Here is a 26,542-nt window from a genome sequence, read left to right as displayed (position 1 = left end):
GCCGGGCCGGGCGCCCGCCAGCGCCGCCCGGGTCACCAGCGCGGGCCGGGTCACCGCGGGCCCCCGGCACATCGTCCTGGACGAGCTCTCCGGAGGCGTGGTGGATAAGCTCGACCCCCAGTCGGCGGCATTCATCAATACCAGCGGCCTGGCGAAGACCTCGCCCATGGGCATGGGCCTGTACCGGATTGAGCCGGTGGGCAAAGTGGGTTCGGTGCGGACTGCCGCGGTGCAGTTGGAAGTCCGGCCCAAGGATCGCCTTGGCCTGAGCCGGTTGCTGTTCCTGCTCAGCTACGCCGGTGAACAGGGCTTCCGGGACCATTCAGTGGAGGCCGTGGAACACCCGGATTTGTGGAGTGCCCTGTCGGAATCGCTGGCTCAGTTGGCGGACAGGGCCCTCAGCCGCGGCGTCCTGCAGGGCTACCTGACAGTGGAAGAGTCACTGCGGACCGTGAAAGGCCGGATCCGGATCTCTGACCAGATCTCGCGCCGGCCCGGAATGATGGTGCCGCTGGAAGTCTCCTACGACGAATTCACCGAGGACATCGCTGAGAACCGCATCCTCCGGGCTGCCTTGGAAAGGATGGGTAAGGTTCCCGGTGTCCGGCCCGACGTCCTGAGCCGCTTGCGGCAGCTCAAAGGAAAGCTCGACGCCGTCACCCGGCTTCAGCCCGGTGCGCCGCTGCCGGCGTGGCGGGCCAGCCGGATGAACCTCAGATACCACGCTGTGCTGCGCCTGTCCGAGGTAATCCTCCGCAATGCCTCTGCCGAGGCCGGTGAAGGCAAGCAACAGACCGCGTCCTTCGTGGTGGATATGGGCCAGGTGTTTGAGGAATTCGTAGGTGCTGCCTTGCGCGCTGCCATGAGCGCCCACCCGGGTGAGATGCGGCTCCAGTACGGTGCGCTGCTCAACGAGGCCGTGAATGACTCGGACCGACTGACAGTCCGCCCCGACGCCGTCCATTTCCTGGGCGGCCGTCCGGTGGTGGTTTACGACTCCAAATACAAGGCAGCTTCCGACGCCGGTGCCTCGCTCAGTGCCGATCATTACCAGTTGCTGGCGTACTGCACGGCGCTCCGGGTTCCCACAGCGTGGTTGGTCTACGCCGGTGCAGGGGAAGTGAAGCTGCGGCGCATCCTGAACACGGATATCGACATCGTGGAGTACCCGTTGGACCTGTCGCTGCCGCCCTCGGAAATTCTGGCTGCGGTGGCTGACCTCGCTGAACAGTCCTGGGGTGAAGTAGTACGCCAGGCTGTGGCGGGTCGGTCGGCGTCGGACTAGCCTGAGAGGTAAACCGTTCGGCGATTAGGAGGCACCATGGCCGGCAAGAAATCCTGGCGTGACATGAGCAAGGGCCAACGCATCTCGGTTCTGGCCAGCGGAGCCCTGAACCTGGCTCTATTGGTGGCCGCGCAGCGCAGCATAGCCAAGACCCCGGATTCAGATATCAGGGGCAAGAAGGCTGTCTGGCGCGCGGTGTCGTTCATCAACTTCTTCGGCCCGGTCAGCTACTTCCTGTTCGGCCGCCGACGTGATGCAGCGGGTTTGAAGAACTAAGAAGGGCTCAGGCGGGCACTTTCACCGTAAACGTGGTGCCGCGGCCCGGCTCGCTCTCCAGCGTGATGGTGCCGCCGTGGGCTTCGACGATTGCCTTGCTGATGGGCAGCCCCAGCCCGACACCGGGTATGGCGCTCTTGCGAACCCCGCCGGCCCGGAAGAACTTGGTGAAAGCTTCCGCCTGTTCCTCTTCGTTCATGCCCATGCCCGTGTCAGTGACGCGGCAGAACACAAAGTCCTCGTCCTCCCACGCTGCCACTTCCACGTCGCCGCCGTCGGGTGAGTACTTGATCGCATTGGACACAAGGTTGTCCAGTACCTGCGCAATGCGTGAGGAATCGACGTGGGCTTCCAGGGCATCGGGAAGGTCCACCGAGAGGCGGATACCTGCTTTGGCTGCCCGGGGTTCCGCGGAGCTCACGCTGCCTCGCACCAGCTCAGCCACATCAACGGCGTGTGGCTGGATGACGATCTGGCCTGAGCGCACGGCCAGGAGGTCGGAAACAAGAGTGAGGAGCCGCTCGGCGTTGCGCCTGACGATGTCGAGTTGTTGACGGGACCGGACATCGAGGGCGTCGGGATCGTCCAAGATCAACTCCACGTAGCCCAGGATGGACGTCAACGGGGTCCTGAACTCGTGGGAGACGTTGGAAACAAAGTCGTCCTTGGCCGCCAAGGCGTTCATCAGGTCTGTGACGTCGCTGAACACCACCACCGATCCCGTGAACTTTCCAGCGTCGTCCACCATGGGCCGGGCACTGGCGGTGAAGGCGCGTTGACCCTCTCCGGCACCGAGCCAGACCAACTGATCGGTGAACCGCTCGCCCAGAACGGCGCGTCTGACGGGCCGCCGGTCCGCGTCCAGCGGCGTGGTCCTGTCGATGTCGAAGACCAGCAACTGGGACTCGTTGGGATCGTCGATATCGGTAGGAGTGGCCAACACGTGGGTTTGGCGTTGGCGGCGGTTCATGAGGATGTCGTGTCCCTCGCCGTCGACCGCTACTACTCCCAGCGGCAGTGCTTCCATCACGGTATTCAGGAGCCGTTCCTGCTTGGTGCTGACCTCCAAGGCTTCTTTGAGGGCCTCGTCCTTTTCCTCCAAGGCGCGCTGCTGTCGCACCATGCTCAAGGTCAGGACGCTGACGGACACCCCGATTCCCAGGATCAGGATGGGGAAGAGCAACGGCTTGGTGAGCGCCTGTTCGGTGATGTCACCCTTGACAAACACGGGAACCCACACGATAGCCAAGGGCCCGAGGAATGACAGGACTATGGCCAGCTTTGGATAGAGGCCCGACGCGCAGAGCCAGATGACAGGCAGAACCACCAAAACGCTGAGGCCAGTGAGTGCTTCTTGTCCACCTTCACGTCCGAAGGCTATGGAAACCATGTCAAGGACAGGGATGACGAGGAAGCTGGGGAAGGGTAACCGGTGCCACGGGACAATGACGCATGCGGCAAGGAGGAATGCCTGGCTCAGCAGGAATATCAGGAAGTATGGATTCTCCAGCGTTGCCGGGAAAAACAGCCAGACCAGGATGGCCGAAAGACAAACACAGACAGACAACGGCAGTTGGCTGAGGACAACCCGCATCCGCAGGGTATGTTCGTGGAACGAGCGCTGAAAAACCAACAGTTTCTTCTTTTCACCGATGTCCCACGTCGAAGGGTGGGTCATGGCACATCCACCACGGATGCAGAAGAAAGTCGGTTCATAAGATCAGCCTAACCATAATGGATATACTTCTGAGGTTATCGAAGGGGCTGAGGGGCAGCGATGAGTGAAGTACGTGTGGGGCTGGTCATTGAAGATGACCAGGATATTCGCGAGCTGGTAAGGGTTGTCCTATCCCAGGCAGGGTTCGATGTTCACACTGCGTCCACCGGTTCTGCTGGTGTGACGTCGGCACGTGAACTGAATCCGGATGTCATTACGCTGGATCTCGGCCTCCCGGATATTGACGGCTTTGAGGTTGCCCGCCAGATCCGCAAGTCCTCCGATGCCTACATCATCATGCTGACCGCCCGCGCCGAGGAACTCGATACCCTCATGGGGCTGGAGGCCGGTGGTGACGATTACCTCACCAAGCCGTTCCGTCCCCGCGAACTGCGCGCCCGTGTTGAGGCCATGATGCGAAGGCCCCGCGCGTCGTCGGACACTAAGAACGTTGTTGAAGAAGTTGACCCCGAGGTGAGCCACAACGGCCTGGCCGTCTCTGCAGGTTCCCGCACCGCCGTTCTGAACGGAGCGGAGCTGAAACTCACCCGGACCGAATTCGACCTCCTGCTCGCGCTGCTGGAAACCGGCCGGATCGTCCGGACCAAGGCAGACCTGGCCCGTCGCCTCCGCAACGAACCGTACGACGTCGGAAGTTACGTCAGCGACGCCGACGAACGCGCCGTCGAGGTGCACATGGGCAACCTGCGCAAGAAACTTGGCGACAGCATCCAGGCCCCCCGCTGGCTGGAGACAGTCCGCGGCGTCGGATACCGACTCGCGCCCTCCTCAAGCAACAACTAGCAACGCGCTGGGGCTCCGCCGCGATCACCGGGTGGTTACGGGCGGGGTCCTCGGGCATGCTCAGAGGATCGGCGTTTCCAGCTCCGTAATGGTGCCGAAGACAAACTGTTCGATTTCCACAACCTGGGGCCCGAGCTCGTTAAGATGGTCCGCATTGGGCAGGAGCCTGAGGCTGATCTCCAGCTCCGTAGCCAAGCGGTTTATGCAGATGGCACCCACCATGTGACTGGAGGTCTTCAGGCTGAGGACCGCGTCCATGGCGTCTTCCATGTCCAGGTTCTCCAAAGCCCTATGGAGCCGGGACACCCGCCAAGGCAGCAAGGCTACGTAGTTGCGGACGAAGGCGCTGATGATGGCATGGTCTCCGCCGAGCTCCGCCTGGAGCTCGGTGAGGACGGTCCGATCTACCAGGGAGTCAGTGCACTCGTCGTACTCAGACACCTGACTCCTCCCGCCTCCAAACAATAGATTCACGATTCAACAGTAGGACCCGTGGAACGGCGGAAGCGCCAGAAAACGAAAGCTTGATCCAATCTTGAGCGGACTCAGAGGGAGTCTTGATTGCCGCCCCCCAGAGTAGGACAGCAGAGGCAAGATCACGGATCTGGGGGATTCCAGGCTTGAATCAAGGATCGGGAAAAGCATGAACAGCAGTCCTCGTCCATCACCTGGCTTGATGGTCACCATCGTTTTGTGCATGACCGTCCTTCTGGGCATTGGCGGGACCGCCGCCTACGCATTATGGGAACAGGGCACCCGCACCACCGTCACCGACCAGACCGCAAGCTCTGCACCGCCCACTTCCGCCCCGTAGCCGGAGGGGCCTGCAGACCGCCCTCCAGAAACTGTGTGAGCCTGTCTTCGAGAACCGATTGGTCCTTCAGTTCGCACTCCCACACCGTCAGCACGTCCCAGCCGCTGTCGGCTAGTTGCTCCCGTTGCAGGGCGTCGCGCTCGCGGGTCCGGGTCCGCTTGGTTTCCCAGAACTCCGCATTGGCCGCAGGCGCATGCTGCCCTACGCGGCACGTATGGAAATGCCAGAAACAGCCGTTGACGAAGATGACTTTTCGCCGGCCCGCGAACACCAGGTCTGGTCGCCCGGGAAGCTTTGCCGTTCCGGCCTGTCCGTGCAGCCGGTACCGGTAACCTTTCGCATGCAGCAATCTGCGGACCAGCAGCTCCGGCTTGGTGTTCTTGCCGCGGATTCTGGACATGTTGCGGCTGCGCTGCTCCGGCGTCAGGAGGTCCCGGCTCTCGCCCATGATCCGAGCCTACCCAGGCTCCGCCACCGCTGTCCGCAGGATGCCGGCACCATGGCACCGGTCGCGCTTCAGCCGCGAGTTCATGACGCGAGCCTCCCGTGCCTGGAGCACTCTGCGGTCCAGCCCAACGGGGTGACCTGGACTTTCATGCGGCGGCGGCATTGCGGGCAAAAGCGCGGTGGCTCCATCGTCAGGCGCTGTTGGCAGCCATCGTGGGCGTCCGACGTCGGGCTGTCACCGTTGCCGTCGCCCCCACCGCCGCAGTGGCCGCAGTACTGCTGGCTAAACGCCGTGGTCACAGCGACTTCTGGAATTCCTTGATGGGCATGTTGAGCTCCACCAACAGGTTCAGGTCGGCGTTGGCGGGGCGGCCCAGTGTGGTGAGGTAGTTGCCTACGATGACCGCGTTGATTCCGCCGAGCAGGCCCTCCCGTGTGCCGAGGTCGCCGAGGGTCAGTTCGCGGCCGCCCGCATAACGAAGAACGGTGCGGGGCATGGCCAGCCGGAACGCGGCGATGGCCCGGAGGGCATCTTTGCCGTCCATGATTCCCTGGTTTTCCAGGGGTGTACCGGGGCGTGGGTTGAGAAAGTTCAGCGGGACTTCATGGGGTTCAAGGGCTGCGAGTTGGGCGGCAAGTTCAGCGCGCTGCGCCAACGACTCACCCATGCCGATCAAGGCACCGCAGCACAGTTCCATGCCGGCCGCCTTGACCATGGCGCAGGTTTCCAGGCGTTCCTCATAGCTGTGGGTGGTAACTACCTCGGGGAAGTAGCTGCGCGCGGTTTCCAGGTTGTGGTTGTAGCGGTGGACGCCCCACTCGGCCAACTGGTCTACTTGCCGCTGCGTGAGCATGCCCAGCGAGCAGGCGATGTTGATGTCCACGGCTTCATTGATGCGGTCGATCGCGAATTTGATCTGGTTCATGAGCTTGATGTCAGGCCCGCGGACGGCTGCGACGATGCAGAACTCCGTGGCCCCCGTGGCTGCGGTTTCCTTGGCGGCCTTGACCAGCTCCGGGATGTCCAACCAGACTCCGCGGACGGGGGAGTCGAACAGCCCGGACTGGCTGCAAAAATGGCAGTCTTCCGGGCAGCCCCCGGTCTTGATGGAGATGATCCCTTCCACCTCCACGTCCTCGCCGCAGTGCTTGAGCCGAACCTCGTGGGCAAGTTGCAGGGCTGCGGGGATTGCCTCATCCGGTAGCTCCAGGATCTCGATGAGCTGGGCCTCGGTCAGGCCTTCGCCGCGTTCGAGGACCTGCTCCCGGGCGGTGTCCAGGATGCCGTAGTCAGTGGATTCAGGGGCTTCTTGGGGTGCTTGCGTGGTCATGTCCTTGACGGTATCCGCGCTGGTGAAGGGCGATTTTGTGGGGTGCGTACAAACTGACGTAGTGGATTTTGGAGGTGACTGTCCGGGGCGGCTGGTGCAGAAGTTACAGCTGTGAAACATGCACGTGACTGAATTGACGCGCTGCGTGACTAGCGTCGGGGACGAGGCACCCTCCCCGGACGAAAGCGACCACGCATGAGCGACGACAAGACGAGTACCGCAACACTGGAGCCGACGACGGCGGCAAGCACCGCCGTCGGAATCGGCGGCTCCGTTTCAACGGCTCCAGGCAACGCCGATGCCATGAGTGCGGCCAAGGAGAGCCTGGAGGACTACACGCTCCGGTTCGCCCCGCGTTCCTACCGGAAGTGGAGTGCCGGTGTGGTGGCCACAAGTGCGCTGGGTGGCATTGCCTACCTGGCCGACTTCTCCATTGGCGCGAACATCGGCATCGCCTACGGAACGGTGAACGCCATCTTCGGCATCATCGTGGCCGCGGTGATCATCTTCGCCACGGGGTTCCCGTTGGCGTACTACGCAGCCCGGTACAACATCGATTTGGACTTGATCACCCGCGGCTCGGGTTTTGGCTACTACGGTTCGGTGGTCACGAACATTATCTTCGCCACCTTCACGTTCATCTTCTTCGCCCTCGAAGGCTCCATCATGGCCCAGGGCCTGCAATTGGGCCTGGGCATTCCGCAGTGGATCGGCTACGCCGTGTCCACCATCATCATCATCCCGCTGGTGATCTATGGGATGAAGACGCTCGCTACGTTGCAGGTGTGGACAACGCCGCTTTGGCTGCTGCTCATGGTGGTCCCAGTGGGCTACCTGCTGCTGTCCCACCCCGAAAGCATCGACGCGTTCTTCGCTTTCACCGGAGCATCCGGCGAAGGTGGTCCCAACCTGGCTTCGGTAATGCTGGCTGCGGGCGTCTGCCTGTCCCTGATGGCGCAGATCGCTGAGCAGATCGACTACCTTCGCTTCATGCCGCCCAAGACCGCCGAAAACAAGGGCGCCTGGTGGCGCGCAGTGATCCTCGCCGGACCGGGCTGGGTCATCTTCGGCGCCATCAAGCAGATCATCGGCCTGTTCATTGCCATCTACCTCATCGCCAAGCTCGACCCCGCAGCGGCATCTACCGCGAATGAACCGGTCCACCAGTTCCTGGGCGTCTACGAAGAAATGATGCCGGCGTGGCTCGCGATGACCCTGGCCGTGGTGCTCGTCGTCATTTCCCAGATCAAGATCAACGTCACCAACGCTTACTCCGGCTCGCTGGCTTGGACAAACTCCTTCACGCGCGTCACCAAGACCTACCCGGGGCGCATGGTGTTTGTGGTGGTGAACCTGGTCATCGCGCTGATCCTGATGGAGTCGAACATGTTCGAGTTCCTCAACACGATCCTGGGCTTCTACGCCAACTGCGCCATGGCCTGGGTGGTCACTGTTGCCTCTGACATCGCCATCAACAAGTACCTGCTGAAGATTTCACCCAAGGTTCCGGAGTTCCGTCGCGGGATGCTCTACGCCGTGAACCCCGTGGGCTTCGTGTCCATGCTGGTCTCTGCCGGGGTTTCCATCGCAGTGTTCTTCGGGGCCTTTGGTTCCGGTGTCCAGCCGTTCTCGCCGATCTTCGCAGTGGGCCTGGCGCTGATCCTGCCGCCCTTGCTGGCTCTGGCCACCAAGGGACGCTACTACCTGCGGCGCACCGACGACGGCATTGACCTCCCGATGTTCGACGCCGACGGCAACCCCAGCGACCAGAAACTCCTCTGCCACGTCACCGGTCTTGAATTCGAACGCCCGGACATGCTCCGGTCGGGTCAGGATGGGCCCGACGGCGAACCCCAGTACATCTCGTCCCTCGCCTTGTCCACGGATAAGTCAGGCGAGTTGGTGCTCCCGGCCCAGAAATAGCCCTCCCAACCCAACTAAGTAACAGCACCTGCTCTATTGAGTGCTCATTGGAGCGTGTGCTGTTACCTACTTGGGCCCACGCGAAACGCCCCGGCTTCCATCAAGGGAGCCGGGGCGTTGCGCTGTGTGTTTTCGTGCTGTGTATTGCTGCTGTGAGGCTTACTTGTCGAAGGCGTCCTTCGCGGCGTCCTTGACGTTCTCGCCAGCCTGCTTGGTCTTGGCGGCCGCTTGGTCAGCGACACCCTCGGCCTGCAGTTTCTCGTTGTTGGTGGCGTCTCCCAAGGCTTCCTTCGCCTTGCCCGAAACTTCCTGTGCCTTGTTGCTGATCTTGTCTCCGAGTCCCATGGGCCCTCCTTCGATGTAATCCAACGTTGACGATTGCTAGGCTAGCGAGCAATTCTGGGTACTTCCTGAACGACTTCCAAGATAGTCAGGATGCTTACACTGAGATCATGGCTGAGGAGATCCTGAACGAACAGACGGAGCAAACGGACCTGGACGAGGACATCGCCATGGCCCTGGTTAACAATGTGGTCTCCGAATCCTACGATCCGGAGGACGAAGCATCGGATCCCCGTACCAAATACCCGTCCGAAGGGTTCGAGCCACAAACCCAGGATTATCCGGGCTGGACCGAGGCCATGACTCCCCGCCCCGATCACGGCGAACAAAGCTACGTGGGGCACAGCCGGATGCTGGGCCGCCGGACCCTGATTACGGGCGGCGACAGCGGGATCGGTAAAGCCGTAGCGATTGCTTTTGCCCGTGAAGGTGCGGACGTCGCTTTCACCTACCTGCCTGAAGAAGAGCAGGACGCCGAGCATACTGTCCAGCTGATCGAAGACGCCGGCAGCAGGGCGCTCGCGCTACCTGGTGACTTGCGGGACGAAGAGTTCTGCCAGGAAGTCATTGCCCAAACCGTTGCCGAATTCGGTGGGCTCAATGTGCTTGTGAACAACGCCGGGTTCCAGATGACCACGAGCCGGGGGATCGAAGACCTCAGCACCGAACAGTTCGATCAAACCTTCAAAACCAACGTTTATGCGCTGTTCTGGCTCACCAAGGCAGCACTGCCGCATTTGAAGCCCGGCGCCGCGATCATCAACACCTCGTCCGTCCAGGGCTACCATCCAAGCCCATCACTCATCGACTACGCAGCGACGAAAGCAGCCATCAACAGCATGACCTTTTCGTTGGCAGAGTCACTGGGTCCTCAGGGGATCCGCGTCAATGCAGTAGCGCCGGGTCCCGTGTGGACGCCACTGCAGCCGCCCACCCAGCCCGCGGAAAAGATCCAAGAGTTTGGCCAGGACACCCCCTTGGGGCGCGCAGGGCAGCCTGCCGAACTTGCCGGGACCTATGTCCTTCTGGCCAGCGAAGATTCCAGTTATATCTCCGGATCGGTCATCGGGGTCACCGGTGGCAAACACCTCGCCTAGTGGTTTGTCTGAGCGTCATTATGGCTTGAGGACCACCTTGATGCATCCGTCCTGCTTCTTCTGGAACTTCTCGTAGAGCGCCGGTGCTTCATCCAGTCCTCCCGTGTGGGTGACCAGATGCATGACGCCCAGCGGATCGGCGTCGTCCTCCACCAAGGGAAGCAGATCGTCAGTCCAGCGGCGCACATTGCATTGCCCCATGCGGAGTTGGATCTGCTTGTCGAACATAGTCATCAGGGGCATCGGGTCCGCCTGCCCGCCGTAGACCCCGCTCAGCGAGATCGTCCCGCCACGACGCACCAGATCCACGGCTGTATGCAGTGCAGCGAGCCGATCGACGCTCATGGTTTCCATGGCAATCTGCGCGGGTTTGTCCGGCAGCAGGGAAACCGCCTTGTGAAGGAAGGACGCCACAGGGGATCCATGGGCCTCCATGCCCACAGCATCCACCACGGAATCCGGGCCGCGACCCAGTGTTTGTTCGCGGATCCGGCCGGCCACGTCTGAGCTGTAATCCATGGTTTCAATGCCGTGGGCCTCCGCCATCGCGCGGCGTTCAGCAACCGGATCAACGCCGATCACCCGGAAGCCCTTGTAGGCCCCGATCCTCGCAGCAAACTGGCCCACGGGACCCAGTCCGAGCACCGCGAGGGTGCCACCTTCCGGAACGTTCGCGTAGTCCACTGCCTGCCAGGCCGTGGGAAGGATGTCCGAGAGGAAGAGGTAGCGCTCATCCGGGGCGCCCGACTCCACTTTGATGGGGCCGTAGTCGGCATAGGGAACGCGGAGGAACTGGGCCTGGCCACCGGGAACGGAACCGTAGAGCTCTGAGTAGCCAAAGAGGGCCGCCCCGGATCCCTTCTCCTTGACCTGGGTGGTCTCGCACTGCGACTGCAAGCCTTGGTTGCACATGTAACAGCGCCCGCAGGAGATGTTGAAGGGCACCACAACACGGTCGCCCTTCTTGAGCCGGTGGACACCCGGGCCCACTTCTTCGACGATTCCCATCGGCTCGTGGCCGATGACATCGCCCTTGTGCATGTACGGGCCGAGCACTTCGTAAAGGTGGAGGTCCGAGCCGCAAATCGCGGTGGAGGTGATCCGGACAATCGCATCCGTAGGCTCTTGGATGCTGGGATCGGGGACGTCTTCAACGCTGAGTGAGCGCCGGCCTTGCCATGTCACTGCTTTCACAATTACTCTCCCTGCTTTCGGCTGGAGGTGTCCCGCGCTGCAGGAGACCACCCCAGCGAATCAGAGATGGCATCGGCGCACAAGGCCGGCCGCCCTCGACACTGTTCGCGGCCGAGCCTAGATTGAGGCTATGAGCGAAGAACCGAACGAAGCTGAAGTTGCGCCCTCTGAAGCCTCCAAACCCACGGTGCCTGCCGGCGTCGAGCATGACAAAAGTGCCGCCGGAAACGATGACTTCACCACGGAAGTGGACCCCACCTTTATCCCTGATGAAAGCGGCGAATCCCCGGTGGAGAAGCGAGCCAGGGAGCATCCCGAAGCGACGGGAAGCTAAAACTAGTAAGTAATCTGACCAGTAGTGTTAACATGGTGGGCAAGGGAGAGTTTCGGGCAGAGTTGACCGAGGAGTGTCTGCGTTGTCATCGATGAAAAACCCTCTGGTTCCAGGCGACGCAACCCGTCCCCACGCCGAACCCCTCCAGTGCCGTCAATGCCGGTCCGACGATCACTTGGATCTGGAAACCATCGAATCCCTTGAGCCGCATACCGGCGACTTGATGGTCCGGGTGTCTTATAGTTGCCTGGCCTGTGAAGTCCCGTACGCCCACAACGCTGCCTTCCACGACGTGGCCGCGGTCCTCAACCGCAACGGGTCGGCGTCGGGACTGCTGCAATTTGGCGGACAGTACTTCCATTGCGGTGAACCAATGCAGTTCACCAAATCCTCAGCTCGAAGCGTCTATGCACCCATGACCACGGAAGTCGTTGAGGACGGCCTCCTCGAGGTGTACTTGAAAACGCGCGTCATCGAGTGCCGGTGCGGCTTCCGGATGGAGCTGCCGGCATGAAGGCGGGCATCGTTTGGGGGCGCCCTGAACTGGGTACGTCCCAAGCAGCAACCACAGCGTGGGCTACGAGCGGCGCCCATAGAAGCCGCTCACCAGGGAGGTAATCCGCATGGATACAGGACAGCTGGTTCTCATCATCGTGGTGGCCGTCGTCGTCATCGCCGCTGTGATCGTCGCGGTCGTCATCGGACGTCGGAAGAAGGCCGAGGTCAACCGCCACCGAGCAGCGGAACTTCGCGAGAAGGCCGCGGAAGAAGCCATCGGAGCCCACCAAGCCAAGGCCGAATCGGCCCAGGCAGAGGCCAATGCGCTGCAGGCAGAGGTCGAAGCCAATCGGCTCCGGCAGGAAGCGGAACGCCACGCGGAGAAGGCCAACGAGGCTCATGGGCGGGTAGAGGAACACCTGCGGCACGCAGACAAGTTGGACCCCAATACCGGGCAGGATCGCTCGACTGACGCAGATCGCTCGCAGGACTCGGATCGCTCTCATGACCCGGATCGCCGGGCCGACGAGGGCAGCCCGGCCGCAGTTGAAGGCGAACGTCTGACTCGGGACCGGAGTGGCCGCGACGGCGCCACGCGCGAACGAACCCCACACGAAGGTGACAGGAACTTGTAGTTTCACAGGAGAAACGGAGGGCGGGAAGTGAGCATCGTGGTGAGGCGAACAGGTGAGGCTGTGCGGTCGACTGAGTCGAAGGCGACGCGGCATGCGGTAGATGTGGTTCTGGGACACTTGGGCGAGATCGGACCGGCCGTTGCGGCCCTGCGCCGCGAATCGTCCAGGCTGGCCGAATGGGGCGAACAACTGGCGCTAGTCAGGCTGCGCGGTGGAACGGTCTTCGCCGCAGGCAGCGACGGATCCTCACACGAGGCGCAGAGGTTCACCTCGGAACTCGCGGCTCACGACCACGGAGACGGGTCCGGCTTCAAAGCGATCTACATTCCCAAGGGCGCCAGTGGCTCCAACGGGACTACCCCAAGCATCAGTGCCCAGCTCTCTGAACAGGTGCGGCGTGGAGACATCGTGGTGCTGCTGGCTGCCAAGGGAATCACCGACGAGCTCTGCGACGCTGCTGCCGCCGCAAAATCGGGTGGTGCGATCGTGTGGGCCCTGACGGGTAAGGAGTCCAAGGAGCTCGCGCAGTCGGTCAATGAAGCAATATGCATCAACACCGATCCGCCACACGCCGAGGAAGCGCATCTGGTGGCGGTGTTGGCTCTCTGCGAATGCTTTGATGATGCACTGAAGCACGTCAAGCCGGCGTGACCCCGGACTGACTGGGCCGGGTGGCGGAGAAGGCCAGCCCGGTGTGTGATCTGCACCTCGTTTGGAATAGTTGCAGACGCCATGCAGTTGCGCAGAGTGAACCTGTTTCATTCTGAAAGGAACTGCGCATGCTGTTTTCCCCTCTGGCCCTCGGCGAGCTTGAACTTTCCAACCGACTGGTGATGGCGCCCTTGACGCGTCTTCGCGCGGGTCAGAACGGCGTGCCGGGTCCGTTGATCGCCGAGCACTACCGCCAGCGGGCTTCCCTGGGGCTGATCGTCAGCGAGGGAACCTACCCGGTTCCGGCCGGTCAGTCCTACCCGGGACAGCCAGGGCTCGTCACCGAGGCTCAGATCGCCGGCTGGAAGACAGTCACCGACGCCGTGCACGCTGAGGGTGGCCGCATCTTCGCGCAGGTCATGCACGGAGGCCGCGTTTCCCATGCTGACATCACCGGTGGGCACGAGATCGTAGGCCCCAGCGCTGTTGCCATCGAAGGTGATGTCCGCACCCCCAATGGCAAGCAGCCGTACCCCGTACCGCGTGAACTCCGCACTGACGAACTTCCGGGCGTCATTCAGGAAATCGTCACAGCGTCCAAGAACGCCATTGAGGCAGGATTCGACGGCGTCGAGCTCCACTCCGCCAACGGTTACCTGCTGCACGAATTCCTTGCACCGAACTCGAACGTCCGCACAGACAGCTACGGCGGCTCCCCGGAGAACCGCGCCCGTTTCGTGATCGAGACGGTCAATGCCGTGGTCGAAGCCCTCGGTGCCAACCGCGTCGGCATCCGGATTTCTCCGGAGCACAATGTGCAGGGAATCGCTGAAACCGATCCCGCTGACGTTCGGGCAACCTACGAGGTTTTGGTGGACACCATCGCCCCGCTCAACCTTGCTTACCTGAGCATCCTGCACCACGACCCCAAGAGTGCTTTGGTCCAGGATCTTCGCGAACGGTTCAACGGAACGTTCCTGGTGAACACCGGCTTCAGCGAAATCACGACCCGCGATGAAGCCTTCGCCATTATCGAAGACGGCCTCGCGGACGCTGTGGTGGTGGGCCGCCCCGCCATCGCCAACCCGGACCTTGCCCGCCGCTGGCGCGAGAGCCTGCCGCTCAACGAGCCGGACGCCTCCACCTTCTACGCCGACGGCGCCGAGGGCTACACGGACTACCCGTTCTACGCGAACTAAAGCCCAGCGCCCCCAGTAAAACCACGACGTCGGCACTCACGTGAGTGCCGACGTCGTGGTTTAACCTGTGGCCACCCCACTGACTGGCAGCTGGTGAGGGAAGGTGACAGGATCACGTGCCCGGTCCCGAGCGCGGCTTCCTATAGGATTTGTGGCATGTCTGATCCTTCCCCGGCCGGTGCCCGCGCTGGCTTTCCCGTCAGCCGCCAAGTGCTGGCCGACCACGTCTACGAAGCCCTCCTCGAGTGGCTCATGGACGGCCGTTTGGAACCGGGGGCGGCAGTGAGCATCGACGGGATGGCTCGTGAACTGGACGTCTCGCCGACTCCCGTGAGAGAAGCCTTGGCCCGGTTGGAGCACACAGGCATGGTCCGGCGGGTGGCGCTCAAGGGCTACAGGGTTGCCCCCGTGTTTACCCGCGAAGACTTCGCGGAACTGATGGAAGCCAGGCTCTCCATTGAACCCGTCAATGCAAAATTGGCGTGTTCGCGCATGACGCCGGAGGGGTTGGATGCCCTGAAGCAGGCCGTCGAAGACCTGAAGACTGCACCCCGGGGCGGAACTTTTGCCGAGTACCGCAGCTATCTCGAGGCCGACGAACGTTTTCACCAACTCATCGCCGCGCAGGCAAACAACCAGTTCCTGCTCGCGGCCTACAACACCCTGGGTGGGCAGATCCAGCGGTTCCGACTGTTCGGGGGAGTGGGCATCACCGACGCCGAGCAGGCGATCGCCGAACACCAGGCCGTACTCGACGCCATGGCCAGCGGCGATCCGGACAAGGCCGCGAAGATGATGATCGACCACGTCGAAAAGGTTCGTGGCAGGGCCATGGCTGACGCTCCGGAGGACTAGCTCACGGACCAACGAGGGTCCGCTGGCCATTGCCGGCGGGCCCTTCCTGCTGGGTTTCGTGACCCCCTTCACAGTTAAATGTATGACATATAGGATCTAGGAAGTTTCGCAAAAGGGTTGACAGTCTTGCTTGGTTCGTAAATCCTATAGGAAACAGGATTCCACGAAGGAGTGATCACTATGGCGTACACCGCCAAGGACTGGCCCATTACGGCGGCCCTCCTGCAGTTCCCCGGCACCGACGCTTCGGGAAACCACGTCAACGACGCCGATGCTTCCGTTTGGGCGGCAGTCCTCCAGGAAGTGAAGGACGCCGGTTTCGCCAACGCGGACCTCACCGACAGCTGGGTTCGTCCTGGCGACCTCAGCAAGGACCGGCTGGCCGAGTTCAAGCAAACCGCCGACGAGGTTGGCATCGGGGTTCCCGTCATCTCCGCTATCCGCCGCAGCATCATCCACGCAAAGGACTGGGCAAACAACCTCGCCTACAGCCACCGCACCATCGACGCCGCTGCCGAGCTTGGCTGTGAAGTGGTGTCCTTCGGGCTTCACCAAGCCATCACCCCAGAGCAGCAGAAACAGCTCTGGTTCTGGACCGTTGAGGGTTATAAGGATCCGGTGGGGGACAAGGAAGCATGGGGCAACGCCGTCTCCCGCCTTCGCGAGCTCGGTCAGCACGCAGCAGAGGCGGGGGTGCTGATTTCGCTGGAAATGTACGAGGACACCTACCTCGGAACTGCTGATTCCTCGGTTCAGCTGGTCCAGGACATTGGCTTGGACAACGTCGGCCTGAACCCGGACCTCGGGAACCTGATCCGCCTCCACCGGCCCATCGAGGACTGGCACGAGATGGTGGCAAAGACCCTGCCGTACTCCAACTACTGGCACATGAAGAATTACCTCCGGGACGAAGATGTGGCGCGCGACAGCTACATCACCATGCCGGCGCCGATGGAGAGCGGTCTCATCAACTACCGCGAGGCCTTCAAGTTCGCGCTGTCCGTCGGGTTCCAGGGCATCCTCTGCACTGAGCACTACGGTGGCGACGGTCTCAGCGTCACGGCCAGCAACCAGGATTACCTCCGCCGCCACGTCCTGCCGAAGACCGCAGGCTATGAACTCGGCAAGAGCCAGGTGGCCCAAGGACGCCAGGTACCGGCAACGCAGCTCGCAGGAGTGTAGGAAGATGACCCGGATTTTTGACAACCCGGCAGATTTTGCCGATGAAGCGCTGGACGGCTTCGTAGCGGCCAATCGCGGCTACGTCGCCCGCGTTGACGGTGGCGTTGTCCGCTCCACCGAAGTCCCCAACGGCCAGGTCGCCCTGGTGGTCGGCGGCGGTTCCGGGCACTACCCGGCCTTCGCTGGACTCGTCGGACCCGGACTTGCCACTGGTTCGGCGTGCGGCAACATGTTCGCGTCGCCGGCGGCAGGCCAGGTGTATCGGGTGGCCAAGGCTGCCAACGCCGGCGGTGGCGTCCTGCTCAGCTACGGCAACTACGCAGGGGACGTCCTGCACTTCGGCCAGGCGCAGCTCCGCCTCAACGCCGAGGGCATCGAAACGCGGACAGTCACCGTCACTGACGACATCGCCAGCGCGCCGATCGACCAACTCGACAAGCGCAGGGGCATTGCCGGCGACCTCACCGTCTTCAAGATTGCCGGCGCCGCGGCCGAGGCGGGACTGGACCTTGACGGCGTCGAACGCTTGGCCATCAAGACGAACCATCGGACCCGTTCCCTGGGAGTGGCCTTTGACGGCTGCACGCTTCCCGGTGCCAAGGATCCGCTGTTCCATGTGCCTGCCGGGCAGATGTCGCTCGGCCTGGGCATTCATGGCGAGCCCGGCATTTCCGAGCACACCATGCCCACAGCATCCGAGCTGGCCGAACTCCTTGTGTCGAAGCTTCTCAACGACAAGCCCGAGGACGCCGGGGACCGTGTGGTGGCTATCGTCAACGGCTTGGGAACGGTGAAGTACGACGAACTCTTCCTGCTGTTCGGCAAGGTGGAAAAGCTGCTCACGGCCGCGGGACTCACCGTTGTTGAACCCGAGTGCGGCGAGCTGGTAACCAGCCTGGACATGTCCGGACTGTCGCTGACGCTGCTGTGGCTGGACGAAGAGCTTGAGCAGTTCTGGGCCGCACCCGCGGACACTCCGGCGTTTCGCAAGGGCAGCATGGCGCCCCGCGCGCCCCGTGCTGGCATCGCAGCCGACGACGCCGAATCCGCCGACGTCGAACAGCCCACCGCCGCTGCGGCTGACCTTGGGCAGTTGGCCGTGGCCGTCCTCGCGCAGGTGAGGGACGTCGTCGTCGAGCATGAAGAGGAACTCGGCAAGCTGGACGCGATCGCCGGCGATGGCGACCATGGCATTGGCATGCGCCGCGGCGTCGACGCTGCAGCTGCGGCTGGGGAAGCTGTGAGCGGTGGATCCGCGGCGCGGGTCCTGACCGCAGCCGGCGAGGCCTGGAGTGAGCGCGCCGGCGGAACCTCGGGAGCCCTGTGGGGCTCAGCGGTCATCGCCGCCGGGTTGTCGCTCGGGAACCGCGAAACGTACACATCGGAGGACGCAGGGGCCGCTGTACAGGCGTTCGTCCGCGCCATCACCGAGCTCGGCAAGGCAGAGCCTGGGGACAAGACCATGGTGGACGCGCTCCTGCCCTTCCGGGACGCCTTCCTGACAGAGCTCGACGGCGGGGCTCCCGTTGACCGGGCGCTGGCAGTTGCCGCTGCGGCTGCTGAGTCCGCTGCCGCCACAACCGCGGATCTGCGCCCGCTCAAGGGCAGGGCACGCCCGCTCGCGGAAAAGAGCCTTGGCCATCCCGATCCAGGGGCGGTCTCCTTCGGGCTGATCGCCGCCAGGATCTCGCAATTCATCGATTCACAACTGGCCTCGGCTGCCCCCACGGGGCAGCGGTCGGCCGGGAACGGAGCCCAAGCATGAACAACACCGAAGGCTGGCGCATCGTCGTCGGCAATGACGAAGCCGGAGTCGAATACAAGCAGGCACTCCTGGCGTTGCTGGAAGCGGATCCCCGCGTGGCAACAGTGACGGACGTCGGCGTTGGTTTCAACGACTCCACCGCGTACCCGCACGTCGCCGTTGACGCCGCCCGCAAAGTGGCCGAAGGCGAAGCCGACCGTGCACTGTTGATCTGCGGAACGGGCCTCGGTGTGGCCATCGCGGCCAACAAGGTCCCCGGAATCCGCGCCGTCACTGCCCACGACAGCTACTCCGTGGAAAGGTCCGTCCTGAGCAACAACGCACAGGTCCTCACGCTCGGCCAGCGGGTGATTGGCCTGGAACTGGCCAAAAAGCTCGTAGGGGAGTGGCTGGGCCACCGCTTCGACCACACCTCCTCCTCCGCCGCCAAGGTGGACGCCATCTGCTCGTACGAGCCCGACTACACGAAGGCAGTCTGATCATGACCACTCCCGAGACAACCGAAGCTACAGCCGACAACGCAGCCCGGAAGATCGCCGTCGTCGGCTCCGGCTACATGGGTGGCGGCATCGCCCAGGTGCTGGCTCTTGGCGGGGCACGTGTTGCCCTGGCCGATGTCTCTGCCGAGGTCGCGCAGAAGAACTACGACCGCCTGCTGGAGGAGTCGGAGCAGTTCATCGCCGACGGGCTCTTTCCGGCAGGGTCCACGGAGATCCTCAAGCAGAATCTGTGGGCAGCCAAGGATATCGAAGAGGCCGTTGCGGACGCAGATTTCATTGAGGAGTGCGTTCCTGAGGTCCTGGACATCAAGCACCAAACCCTCGCCCGCATCAGTGCCGCTGCCCGCCCGGACGCCCTGATCGGTTCCAACACCTCCACGATTTCCATTGGCGCACTGGCAGAAGCCGTCACCAACCCGGAGCGGTTCCTGGGTGTGCACTTCTCCAACCCGTCACCGTTCATTCCCGGCGTCGAGATCATCCCGCACGCCGGCACGGATGCCGCAACGGTTGCCGCGTCCCGCGAGCTGGTCCACGCGGCCGGTAAGCAGACCGCCGTCGTCAAGGACGTCACCGGCTTCGTGCTGAACCGTCTGCAGTACGCGCTGTTCCACGAAGCCGCGCAGTTGGTGGAGCAGGGAATCGCTACAGCGGACGACGTCGACACGCTGGTGCGTACGACGTTCGGCTTCCGCTTGCCCTTCTTCGGCCCGTTCGCCATCGCGGATATGGCCGGTTTGGATGTGTACAACTTCTGCTACAAGTCGCTGCAGACCGGCTTCCCGGAACGCTTCGCGACGCCGAAGATCCTTTCGGACCTGGTGGACGCAGGCAAATTGGGCACCAAGACCGGTGCAGGCTTCCTCAATGTTCCCGCCGAACGCACTCCGGAACTCATCGCCTACCGCAACAAGGCCTACGTGGCCATGCAGAAGCTCATTGAAGAGCTCGGCCCCGCCCCCATCAACTAAGACCTTTCAGGAGAAGACCTATGACTTTCCCCGCAGAACGCACAGCAATTGTCACCGGCGCCGTTTCCGAGCGCGGCATCGGCCGTGCCACCGTGAATTACCTGGCTGCCCAAGGGTGGAACATCGGCATCATCGACCTTGATGACGCCGCATGCAAGATCGCAGCCAAAGAAATCGCCGCCGAATATGGCGTCCAGGCCTATGGCGTTGGTGCCAACGTGGCCAGCGAAGCCGAGGTCCGCGCCGCCATTGACGAGCTTGAAAAGGAACTGCCGCAGATTGTCGCGCTGGCCAACGTTGCCGGAGTCAGCTCGCCTGTTGGCTATCTGGAACTCGAACCTGCCGAGTGGGACCGGGTCCTGAACATCAACCTCAACGGCGTCCACTACGCCACCCGCCGTGTGGCCGAGTCCATGGTCAAGAACCGCATCGGCCGCATCGTGAACATTTCCTCCGTGTCCGCTCAACGCGGCGGCGGCACGTTCTCCAAGACCCCGTACTCCGTGGCCAAGGCCGGCGTCATTGGCCTGACCCGCGCAACGGCCAGGGAGCTCGGCGAATACGACATCACCGTCAACGCCATTTCTCCGGGCCCCATCGACACCGACATCATGGGTGGCACGCTGAGCCAGGAACGCAAGGATGAACTCACCAAGGACCTTGTGGTGAACCGCGTGGGCTCCACCCGTGACATCGCAGCCGCTATCGCCTTCCTCATCAGCGAGGACTCCGGATACATCTCCGGCCAGACGCTGAATGTGGATGGCGGACTGTACATGCACTAGGCCCTCATGCGGACCTGGACTCGAGAACGCAAGATCTACCTTGCCGTGGGCGTCCTTGCCTGCGCCGTGGGCCTGGTGCTCATTTTCTTCCCGCGCTGACCGCGCCTGTGCGCGGCTGACCGCGCTGCACTGGTCATTTCCTGTCACTCAAAGAGGAGTTTCAATGTCTGTTGCCACCAATTCCACCAAGGAGTTGCTGGACACGCCGGTCCTCAAATCGGCGATCTCCAAAGCTTCGCGGCGACTCATGCCGATGCTCGTCATCCTCTACGTGGTGGCCTTCCTGGACCGCACCAATGTTGGCTTCGCCGAAGCTGCGCTGGAAGTGGACAGGGGCATCACCGCCGGGGCTTACGCCCTGGGTGCCGGCATTTTCTTCATCGGCTACGCCCTGTTCGAGATTCCCAGCAACCTGCTGCTCACCAAATTTGGCGCCAAGGTGTGGCTGGCCCGCATCGCCATCACGTGGGGCATCGTCTCTGCGTGCTTCGCGTTCGTCCAAGGTGAAACGTCCTTCATCATCCTCCGGTTCCTGCTGGGCGTCACCGAAGCCGGTCTGTTCCCCGGCGTCATCATGTTCCTGGCGGCTTGGTTCCCCAACAAGGTTCGTGTGAAGATGTTCGCCATTTTCTACCTGGCCCAGCCGTTCTCCCAGATGATGGGTGCACCCCTGTCCGGCTGGCTCATCAACATCGGCGACCAGGTTCCGGGTGTCGCAGGCTGGCAGGTGATGTTCTTCGTTGAGGGCATGCTCGCCGTCCTGGCCGGTATTGCCGCCTACTTCTTCCTCATCAACAGTCCCCAGGATGCCAAGTTCCTGACCAAGGAAGAGAAACGGGCTTTGTCCGATGTCATGGCGCTCGAGGATACCGTGAAGGAGGAATCCGGCCCTCGTGGCGTCCTTGCCTCCATGCGTAACGGCCGGGTCTGGTACTTCACGGTCATCTACTTCTGCCTGCAGGTGGCCGTGTATGGCGTGACGTTCTACCTGCCACAGCAGGTGGCGCAGCTGACCGGGCAAAAGGTGGGCATCGCCGTCGGACTCCTCGCGGCCATCCCGTGGTTCTTCGGCATCTTCGCCTGCTACTTCATCGGCAAGGCAGCCAACACCGTGGCGCGTCGCCGTCGCTGGGGTACAGCATTGTTCATCTCCACGGGCCTGTGCATCTTTGGTTCCGCGTGGGCCGGTGCCAACCAAATGCCGGCCCTGGGCATCATCTTCATCACCCTCGCGGTGTGCAGCTTCCTGTCCACCGGCCCCATTTGCTGGTCATATCCGACGGCGTTCCTCACCGGAACTGCCGCGGCCGCCGGTATCGGACTGATCAACTCCCTCGGAAACCTGGGTGGTTTCGTGGCGCCGATCCTGCGGACTACGGTCAACCAGGTCACGGCCTCGGACACCGGAACCATGGGTGTCTACGCCTTGGGTGTCCTGCCGTTCCTGGCTGCGCTGCTGATGTTCGGTACGAAGCGTTTCAGCAACAAGGCCGACGAACTGCTGGAGAAATAGGGCGTGAACCTGCCTGCTTTCCCTTCTGCTGCGGACTCTGCGAAGGACGCCGCGCTGGACACGGTATTCATTGGCGTCAGCACCAAGATGTACATGGGCTACGGGCAGAGCTTGGCGTGGCTGGAGCAGTTGGTGGCAGAAGCAGACGCCCGCCCGGCCCTCGCGGCCGGGCGGGTGGTCCCGTTCGTGATCCCGTCGCATCCAGTGTTGCCCGCAGCGGCGCATATGCTTCACGGCACGTCACTGGTCTTGGGCGCTCAGAACTGTGGCTGGGCTGACGGGCCGTGGACAGGTGAGGTGGCACCGTCCATGCTCGCTGAGCTTGGAGTGGGATTGGTGGAAATCGGTCACGCTGAGCGGCGGCGCTACTTTGCCGAAGATGAGGCGATGATCGCTCTCAAGGTCAGTGCAGCCGTAGATGCCGGACTGACTCCGCTGCTGTGTGTGGGAGAGTCCGAGATGCTGGAACCGGAGGCAGCCGCGGACACGGTACTCGGGCAGATCAAAGCCGCAGTGTCCGGCGACTGGTCCCATGCCTCGAAGCTTGTCATCGCCTACGAGCCCGTCTGGGCGATCGGCGCTCCTGAGCCTGCCTCAGCGGCATATGTTTCGCGGGTCGTCGGTACCTTGCGTTCGGTGCTTGCCCGGCACGCGCTGGCCGGGCTTCCCATCATTTATGGCGGGTCGGCGAAACCCGGCTTATTGCCGCAACTGGACGGGGTTTCCGGGCTTTTCCTTGGCCGCTTCGCGCACGACGCCAGCAACTTCGGCCAGGTCCTGGACGAAGCCCTGGATATCGCCAGCCGGTCTTAGAGGGCCGCTCGCTGGCAGAGGGCCACGAAACCGCCGAGGTTTTCGAGGCCTTCCGGATGGGTCGGCAGGTAGTTGGTCAGTTCAGGCGAACGCACGACGACGGCACGCCACTGACCGCGCGACACCGCCACGTTGATCCGGTTGCGGGACAGCAGGAACTCCATGCCGCGGGGAACTTCGCCGGCGGCTGATGCGGCCATGGAGACGATGACCACCGGGGCTTCCTGGCCTTGGAATTTGTCCACGGTACCTACCCGCACTGTCCTGAGGCCGGCAGATCGGAGCTCATGTTTGATGAGCTGTACCTGGGCGTTGTACGCCGCTACCACCAGGATGTCGGTTTCCTCGAGGGAGCGGCGTTCCGGGGAGTCCGAAGGGTCCAGCCATTTCAGGCCGAGGTGGGCTTGGACTTGCCGGACAACCTCAACAGCTTCTTCCTGCGACGCAGTGGAGTTGGCGTTGTGCGTAACGTAGACACAGGAAATTCCGGGGCTCGCCCCCTCAAGTTCACGCAGGGTGGCGGCGGGTGCAGCCTCGAGCCGGTTGTCGTAGGACAGCTTTGACACTGCGCTGCACAATTCCGGATGCATACGCCATGACAACGCCAGGAAGTAGCCCAGATGGGACGGCAAAGTGTTGTAGCCATCCGACAACCAACCCAGGGCCGATTCATCAACGGGTTCCGGATGCTTGCCTTGAGTGACCTGGGGAAGCTGCTGCGGGTCACCGAGGAGCAGGAGCCGCGTGGCGGCCCGGCTGACAGCCATGGTGTTGGCCAGCGAGAACTGTCCCGCTTCATCGATGACCAGAAGATCGAGTGATCCGGCGGGGACTTCCTTGCCCACCATGGTCCACGCGGTGCCGCCGATCAAGGCGCCACCCGGCTGGGACAAGAGCTCTTCCACGTCGCCTTTGGCACAGTTGGTCCACGGTACAGGATCGTTGTGCTTGACGTCCTTGGCCACCAGACGGGGATCAATACCCGCCTTCTCCACGGCAGCGCAGAGCATGTTTTCCACTACGGCGTGGGATTGCGCAACGACGCCGACTTTCCACCCGTCGGCCACCAGCCTGGCCAGCACGTGGGCGCCAACATATGTCTTCCCGCTGCCGGGAGGACCCTGGACGGCCAGGTAGGAATGGTCCAGGTCCTTGACCGCCGCTGTGATGGCATTGATGTAGCCATCGGGGCCGGAGGGGACTGCTGGAAGGTTGGCGAGGGTGCGCAGCCTTGGCGGCTGTCGGCGCACCAGGTCCAAGGCAGGATCCTTGGGCCAGGAAGGCAACGCCGCGCGGAGCTTGGTGGCCAATGCGGCCAACGCAGCCCGTTGCCCGGTTGTCTGAATCGGGCTGTCAGGGGTCAGCGCCATAGGGGTCTGGACGAACTCCGTGGAGTCTTTTCGAAGCTTCTCGACGATGGTGACGGACTCGAAGTCGCCCTCTTCACCGACCTCGATAACCTCCGTCCCGCCCCAACCCGCACGGCCCAACACTGAGGATTCCTTGGCAGCAAGAGCATCCGGCAACGGAGACGCATACATTCTGAAGTACTTCCTGCCTGGATCCAATCCCGCGCCGTCACCGGACCGGCCCAGGAGTTTGACGATCCGGGCAGGGTTGCTGCGAGGTGTTGGTTTCGCCCAGTCCTGCAGCAACTCCGAGTGGTCAACCAAGAATTGGTCGCGGGATTCGTCCCACTGCGAGGTCGGCTTTTCCAGTCGGTCGAAGTGTTCCCACCAGTGCTGTTTGTCCTCGCGGCGGTGGTACCCGACGCCGGCTGCGACGATGCCGATGGCCCGGGAATCCGGCGTTGTCTGTTGCTCCACGGGCAGGCCGGCCACATAGTCGAACAGCGCCGTCTCTTCGGGCGGTGCCTCGTACTTCTCCGGCGCGGTGTCTGGCTGTGGTTGCTCCTGCACAGGGCCGCCGGGAACGATGGATCGCTCCGCAGCACGGGCAAGCAGCCAGTTGCGCAGCTCCAGCGTCGACAAGCAGTCGTACTCGTTGTAGTCCCTGATCCCCTCGAGAATGGCGGCAGCTTGCCCGCCATCCCCATTGTCGCGGGCCGTGCAATAGTCCGCGTAGGCCACCACGGAAGCTCCGGCGTCGGTGACGTCCCCGGAGCGCAGGCGCTGGCCCATGTACAGCGGCTCAAGTTTCTTGATGCTGTAGGAGTTCTCGGAGACCCGGATGCTGTGCCGGACGGTGTCAAAGAGGTCCACCAGGACTCCTTGGCGCAGGAGGTCGTCGACGGCCGTTTCACCCACCACATGCGTCAGGGACAGGTTCCGCAGCGCCGTTTTCTCGTATGAGGCGTAGTGGTAAATGTGCATACCGGGATACTTGGCACGGCGCTGGGCTACGTAGTCCAGGAAGTCGACGAACGCCTGGCCTTCCTCAGCGCGTGAATGCGCCCAGAAAGGGCGGAACACAGGCTCCGTCCCGGGCGCCACGGGATTTTCGATGACGCCGAAGAGGTACTCCAGTCCCCACTTGCCCGTGGCGGGGTCCTGCCAGAGGGGATCACCTTCGAAGTCGAAGAAGATGTCGCCCGGGTCCGGCGCGGGAAGCCTGCCGAGGGTGTTGTCCGGGAGGACGTTGTAACTGATGGCCTTGGTTTCTCCGGACTTGTCCGAGTACGTGACGGTGCCGTCAGGGCTGCTGGTACCAGTTTGCAGTTGGGCTTGCTCGCGGAGCCTCAGTTGCGTGGAGTCTCCGGTTGCCGGCATGGTGGCGAGTTGGTCGATGGTGGTGATGCCGGACTCGAGCAGCTTCTTACGGCGGCTGATGCGCATGCCCGCGACCATGAGGAGATCGCGGTGCAGTTGGACCTGTTCGGCGCAATAGTCGCAGCGGCCGCAGGCTGAGTAGCGGGAGTCGCCCCATTCCACCGGACCCGGCTCCGAGGCATGCGCAGAAGTCATGCCAAGGAAGCGTTGACGCCGTTCCTTGAACACAGGGAGGATCTGCGAGAGGGGATGGTCGCTGTGGACCCGGTTGCCCAGCACCAGGGTGACGGTGGGATCCGGAGTGATTCCTGCTTTAAGCAGCTGGTCTCCATAGGCCGCGAGCTGCAGGAGGGCTGTGACCTTGGCATGGCGTGCCAGCTTGGTATCGAACACCGCATAAAGCCCGCCGGGCTGCTTCACCAGGAAATCGGAACGCCCATGGAACTCACCGTCGAAGAAAGCGGCTTGAAACACCACATCCGCTCCGGAGCGGAGGGCTTCGATGGATTCCGCGTGTTTTGCCGAAAGAGTGGCGCGGTCCATCACCGTCGCGGGGACGACGTCGTAAACGCCCCTTCCGGTGGCCGCATCCCAGTGCCCGAACTTGTCTACGAACCCATCCAGTACCCGATGCTCGTGAACATCGCCAAGGGCGGCGGTACGTTCCAACATGGCGTCTGCCGCGAAGTCCGGCTTGGGCGAACGGCCGAGTTTTTCGTCGAGTTTGCGGAGAAGTTGGTACTCGCAGGTTGCTGCAATGACGAGGTCGCTGGCAGAGAAGACCAAGTCCTGCGGGGCGCCCGCCGTCTCCGGATCGAGAAAGAACACAGCGACCCACCTTCCTTCCATGCCGGTTGAAATCCTTGTAGCCAAGCTATCAGC

Annotated in this window: 26 protein-coding genes; 18 read left to right on the top strand and 8 right to left on the bottom strand. The window is 62.8% G+C overall.

Annotated features, from left to right (window positions below; genetic code table 11):
• Positions 1-76 precede the first annotated feature (76 nt).
• Complete coding sequence (locus WBN73_RS16930; RefSeq protein WP_337340915.1) at positions 77-1,285, top strand: 5-methylcytosine restriction system specificity protein McrC; 1,209 nt, start codon at positions 77-79, stop codon at positions 1,283-1,285.
• 36 nt (positions 1,286-1,321) lie between these two features.
• The gene (locus tag WBN73_RS16925) at positions 1,322-1,561 is read left to right on the top strand and encodes a PLD nuclease N-terminal domain-containing protein (protein ID WP_089593976.1); all 240 of its coding nucleotides are present in this window, start codon (positions 1,322-1,324) and stop codon (positions 1,559-1,561) included.
• A gap of 7 nt (positions 1,562-1,568) precedes the next feature.
• Here WBN73_RS16925 and WBN73_RS16920 read toward each other — a convergent pair whose 3' ends face one another.
• Positions 1,569-3,239 carry a sensor histidine kinase gene (locus tag WBN73_RS16920; RefSeq protein ID WP_337340872.1) on the bottom strand — a complete coding sequence of 557 codons (1,671 nt, stop codon included), beginning with the start codon at positions 3,237-3,239 and terminating at the stop codon, positions 1,569-1,571.
• Positions 3,240-3,338: 99 nt separating this feature from the next.
• Here WBN73_RS16920 and WBN73_RS16915 point away from each other — a divergent pair, with 99 nt between their 5' ends.
• A complete protein-coding gene (locus tag WBN73_RS16915; protein ID WP_280627171.1) occupies positions 3,339-4,082 on the top strand; it encodes a response regulator transcription factor in 744 nt (247 codons plus the stop codon).
• A 60-nt stretch (positions 4,083-4,142) separates the two neighbouring features.
• On the opposite strand, the gene WBN73_RS16910 is transcribed toward WBN73_RS16915, so the two are convergent.
• From WBN73_RS16910 to bioB, 4 genes are all read right to left on the bottom strand, one after another.
• Positions 4,143-4,523, bottom strand: a complete 381-nt coding sequence (locus WBN73_RS16910) for an Hpt domain-containing protein (protein WP_337340871.1) — start codon at positions 4,521-4,523, stop codon at positions 4,143-4,145.
• Between the two features lie 326 nt (positions 4,524-4,849).
• Positions 4,850-5,344 (bottom strand): very short patch repair endonuclease, encoded by a 495-nt coding sequence (locus tag WBN73_RS16905; protein ID WP_207596627.1) that lies wholly within the window; start codon positions 5,342-5,344, stop codon positions 4,850-4,852.
• A gap of 80 nt (positions 5,345-5,424) precedes the next feature.
• Complete coding sequence (gene bsaP / locus WBN73_RS21465; RefSeq protein WP_443193271.1) at positions 5,425-5,643, bottom strand: biotin synthase auxiliary protein BsaP; 219 nt, start codon at positions 5,641-5,643, stop codon at positions 5,425-5,427.
• The gene (gene bioB / locus WBN73_RS16900; protein ID WP_280627175.1) at positions 5,640-6,674 is read right to left on the bottom strand and encodes a biotin synthase BioB; all 1,035 of its coding nucleotides are present in this window, start codon (positions 6,672-6,674) and stop codon (positions 5,640-5,642) included. The genes bsaP and bioB overlap by 4 nt, the downstream gene beginning before the upstream one ends.
• Positions 6,675-6,869: 195 nt before the next feature.
• On the opposite strand from bioB, the gene WBN73_RS16895 reads away from it, so the two are divergent.
• The gene (locus WBN73_RS16895) at positions 6,870-8,597 is read left to right on the top strand and encodes a purine-cytosine permease family protein (protein ID WP_337340870.1); all 1,728 of its coding nucleotides are present in this window, start codon (positions 6,870-6,872) and stop codon (positions 8,595-8,597) included.
• 159 nt (positions 8,598-8,756) lie between these two features.
• Here WBN73_RS16895 and WBN73_RS16890 read toward each other — a convergent pair whose 3' ends face one another.
• Positions 8,757-8,942, bottom strand: coding sequence for a CsbD family protein (locus WBN73_RS16890; protein ID WP_089593984.1), 186 nt, complete (start codon positions 8,940-8,942; stop codon positions 8,757-8,759).
• A 107-nt stretch (positions 8,943-9,049) separates the two neighbouring features.
• Between WBN73_RS16890 and WBN73_RS16885 the strand changes: the two genes are divergently transcribed.
• Positions 9,050-10,036 carry an SDR family oxidoreductase gene (locus WBN73_RS16885; RefSeq protein ID WP_280627180.1) on the top strand — a complete coding sequence of 329 codons (987 nt, stop codon included), beginning with the start codon at positions 9,050-9,052 and terminating at the stop codon, positions 10,034-10,036.
• Between the two features lie 18 nt (positions 10,037-10,054).
• Here WBN73_RS16885 and WBN73_RS16880 read toward each other — a convergent pair whose 3' ends face one another.
• Entirely contained in the window at positions 10,055-11,230 is a 1,176-nt protein-coding gene (locus WBN73_RS16880; RefSeq protein ID WP_280627182.1) for a zinc-dependent alcohol dehydrogenase, read from the bottom strand.
• A gap of 130 nt (positions 11,231-11,360) precedes the next feature.
• Here WBN73_RS16880 and WBN73_RS16875 point away from each other — a divergent pair, with 130 nt between their 5' ends.
• The 13 genes from WBN73_RS16875 (at position 11,361) to WBN73_RS16815 (ending at position 22,931) form a co-directional block, all read left to right on the top strand.
• Positions 11,361-11,564, top strand: coding sequence for a hypothetical protein (locus tag WBN73_RS16875; RefSeq protein ID WP_337340869.1), 204 nt, complete (start codon positions 11,361-11,363; stop codon positions 11,562-11,564).
• Positions 11,565-11,655: 91 nt separating this feature from the next.
• A complete protein-coding gene (locus WBN73_RS16870) occupies positions 11,656-12,078 on the top strand; it encodes a hypothetical protein (RefSeq protein ID WP_337340914.1) in 423 nt (140 codons plus the stop codon).
• A gap of 109 nt (positions 12,079-12,187) precedes the next feature.
• The gene (locus WBN73_RS16865; protein WP_337340868.1) at positions 12,188-12,697 is read left to right on the top strand and encodes a hypothetical protein; all 510 of its coding nucleotides are present in this window, start codon (positions 12,188-12,190) and stop codon (positions 12,695-12,697) included.
• A 60-nt stretch (positions 12,698-12,757) separates the two neighbouring features.
• Complete coding sequence (locus tag WBN73_RS16860; RefSeq protein ID WP_337455613.1) at positions 12,758-13,348, top strand: SIS domain-containing protein; 591 nt, start codon at positions 12,758-12,760, stop codon at positions 13,346-13,348.
• 128 nt (positions 13,349-13,476) lie between these two features.
• Entirely contained in the window at positions 13,477-14,547 is a 1,071-nt protein-coding gene (locus WBN73_RS16855) for an alkene reductase (protein WP_280627187.1), read from the top strand.
• A gap of 156 nt (positions 14,548-14,703) precedes the next feature.
• On the top strand, positions 14,704-15,402 hold the full coding sequence (locus WBN73_RS16850; RefSeq protein WP_207596637.1) for a GntR family transcriptional regulator: 699 nt from the start codon (positions 14,704-14,706) through the stop codon (positions 15,400-15,402).
• A 180-nt stretch (positions 15,403-15,582) separates the two neighbouring features.
• Positions 15,583-16,584, top strand: coding sequence for a sugar phosphate isomerase/epimerase family protein (locus WBN73_RS16845; RefSeq protein WP_337340866.1), 1,002 nt, complete (start codon positions 15,583-15,585; stop codon positions 16,582-16,584).
• A 4-nt stretch (positions 16,585-16,588) separates the two neighbouring features.
• Positions 16,589-18,349: a dihydroxyacetone kinase subunit DhaL gene (dhaL, locus tag WBN73_RS16840; RefSeq protein WP_337340865.1), complete on the top strand. Its 1,761-nt coding sequence runs from the start codon at positions 16,589-16,591 to the stop codon at positions 18,347-18,349.
• A complete protein-coding gene (locus WBN73_RS16835) occupies positions 18,346-18,828 on the top strand; it encodes a ribose-5-phosphate isomerase (protein WP_207596640.1) in 483 nt (160 codons plus the stop codon). The genes dhaL and WBN73_RS16835 overlap by 4 nt, the downstream gene beginning before the upstream one ends.
• Positions 18,829-18,830: 2 nt before the next feature.
• Positions 18,831-19,820 (top strand): 3-hydroxyacyl-CoA dehydrogenase family protein, encoded by a 990-nt coding sequence (locus WBN73_RS16830; RefSeq protein ID WP_207596641.1) that lies wholly within the window; start codon positions 18,831-18,833, stop codon positions 19,818-19,820.
• Between the two features lie 20 nt (positions 19,821-19,840).
• The gene (locus tag WBN73_RS16825) at positions 19,841-20,605 is read left to right on the top strand and encodes an SDR family NAD(P)-dependent oxidoreductase (protein ID WP_337340864.1); all 765 of its coding nucleotides are present in this window, start codon (positions 19,841-19,843) and stop codon (positions 20,603-20,605) included.
• A gap of 163 nt (positions 20,606-20,768) precedes the next feature.
• A complete protein-coding gene (locus tag WBN73_RS16820; protein ID WP_207596643.1) occupies positions 20,769-22,118 on the top strand; it encodes an MFS transporter in 1,350 nt (449 codons plus the stop codon).
• 3 nt (positions 22,119-22,121) lie between these two features.
• A complete protein-coding gene (locus WBN73_RS16815; RefSeq protein WP_337340863.1) occupies positions 22,122-22,931 on the top strand; it encodes a triose-phosphate isomerase family protein in 810 nt (269 codons plus the stop codon).
• Here the strand turns inward: WBN73_RS16815 and WBN73_RS16810 are convergent.
• Complete coding sequence (locus WBN73_RS16810) at positions 22,928-26,488, bottom strand: TM0106 family RecB-like putative nuclease (RefSeq protein ID WP_337340913.1); 3,561 nt, start codon at positions 26,486-26,488, stop codon at positions 22,928-22,930. The genes WBN73_RS16815 and WBN73_RS16810 overlap by 4 nt on opposite strands.
• Positions 26,489-26,542: the final 54 nt, after the last annotated feature.

Origin of the sequence: Paenarthrobacter sp. CCNWLY172 (assembly GCF_037402035.1) — a bacterium.
Lineage (GTDB): Bacteria > Actinomycetota > Actinomycetes > Actinomycetales > Micrococcaceae > Arthrobacter.
This window is presented reverse-complemented; position numbering and strand designations above follow the sequence as displayed.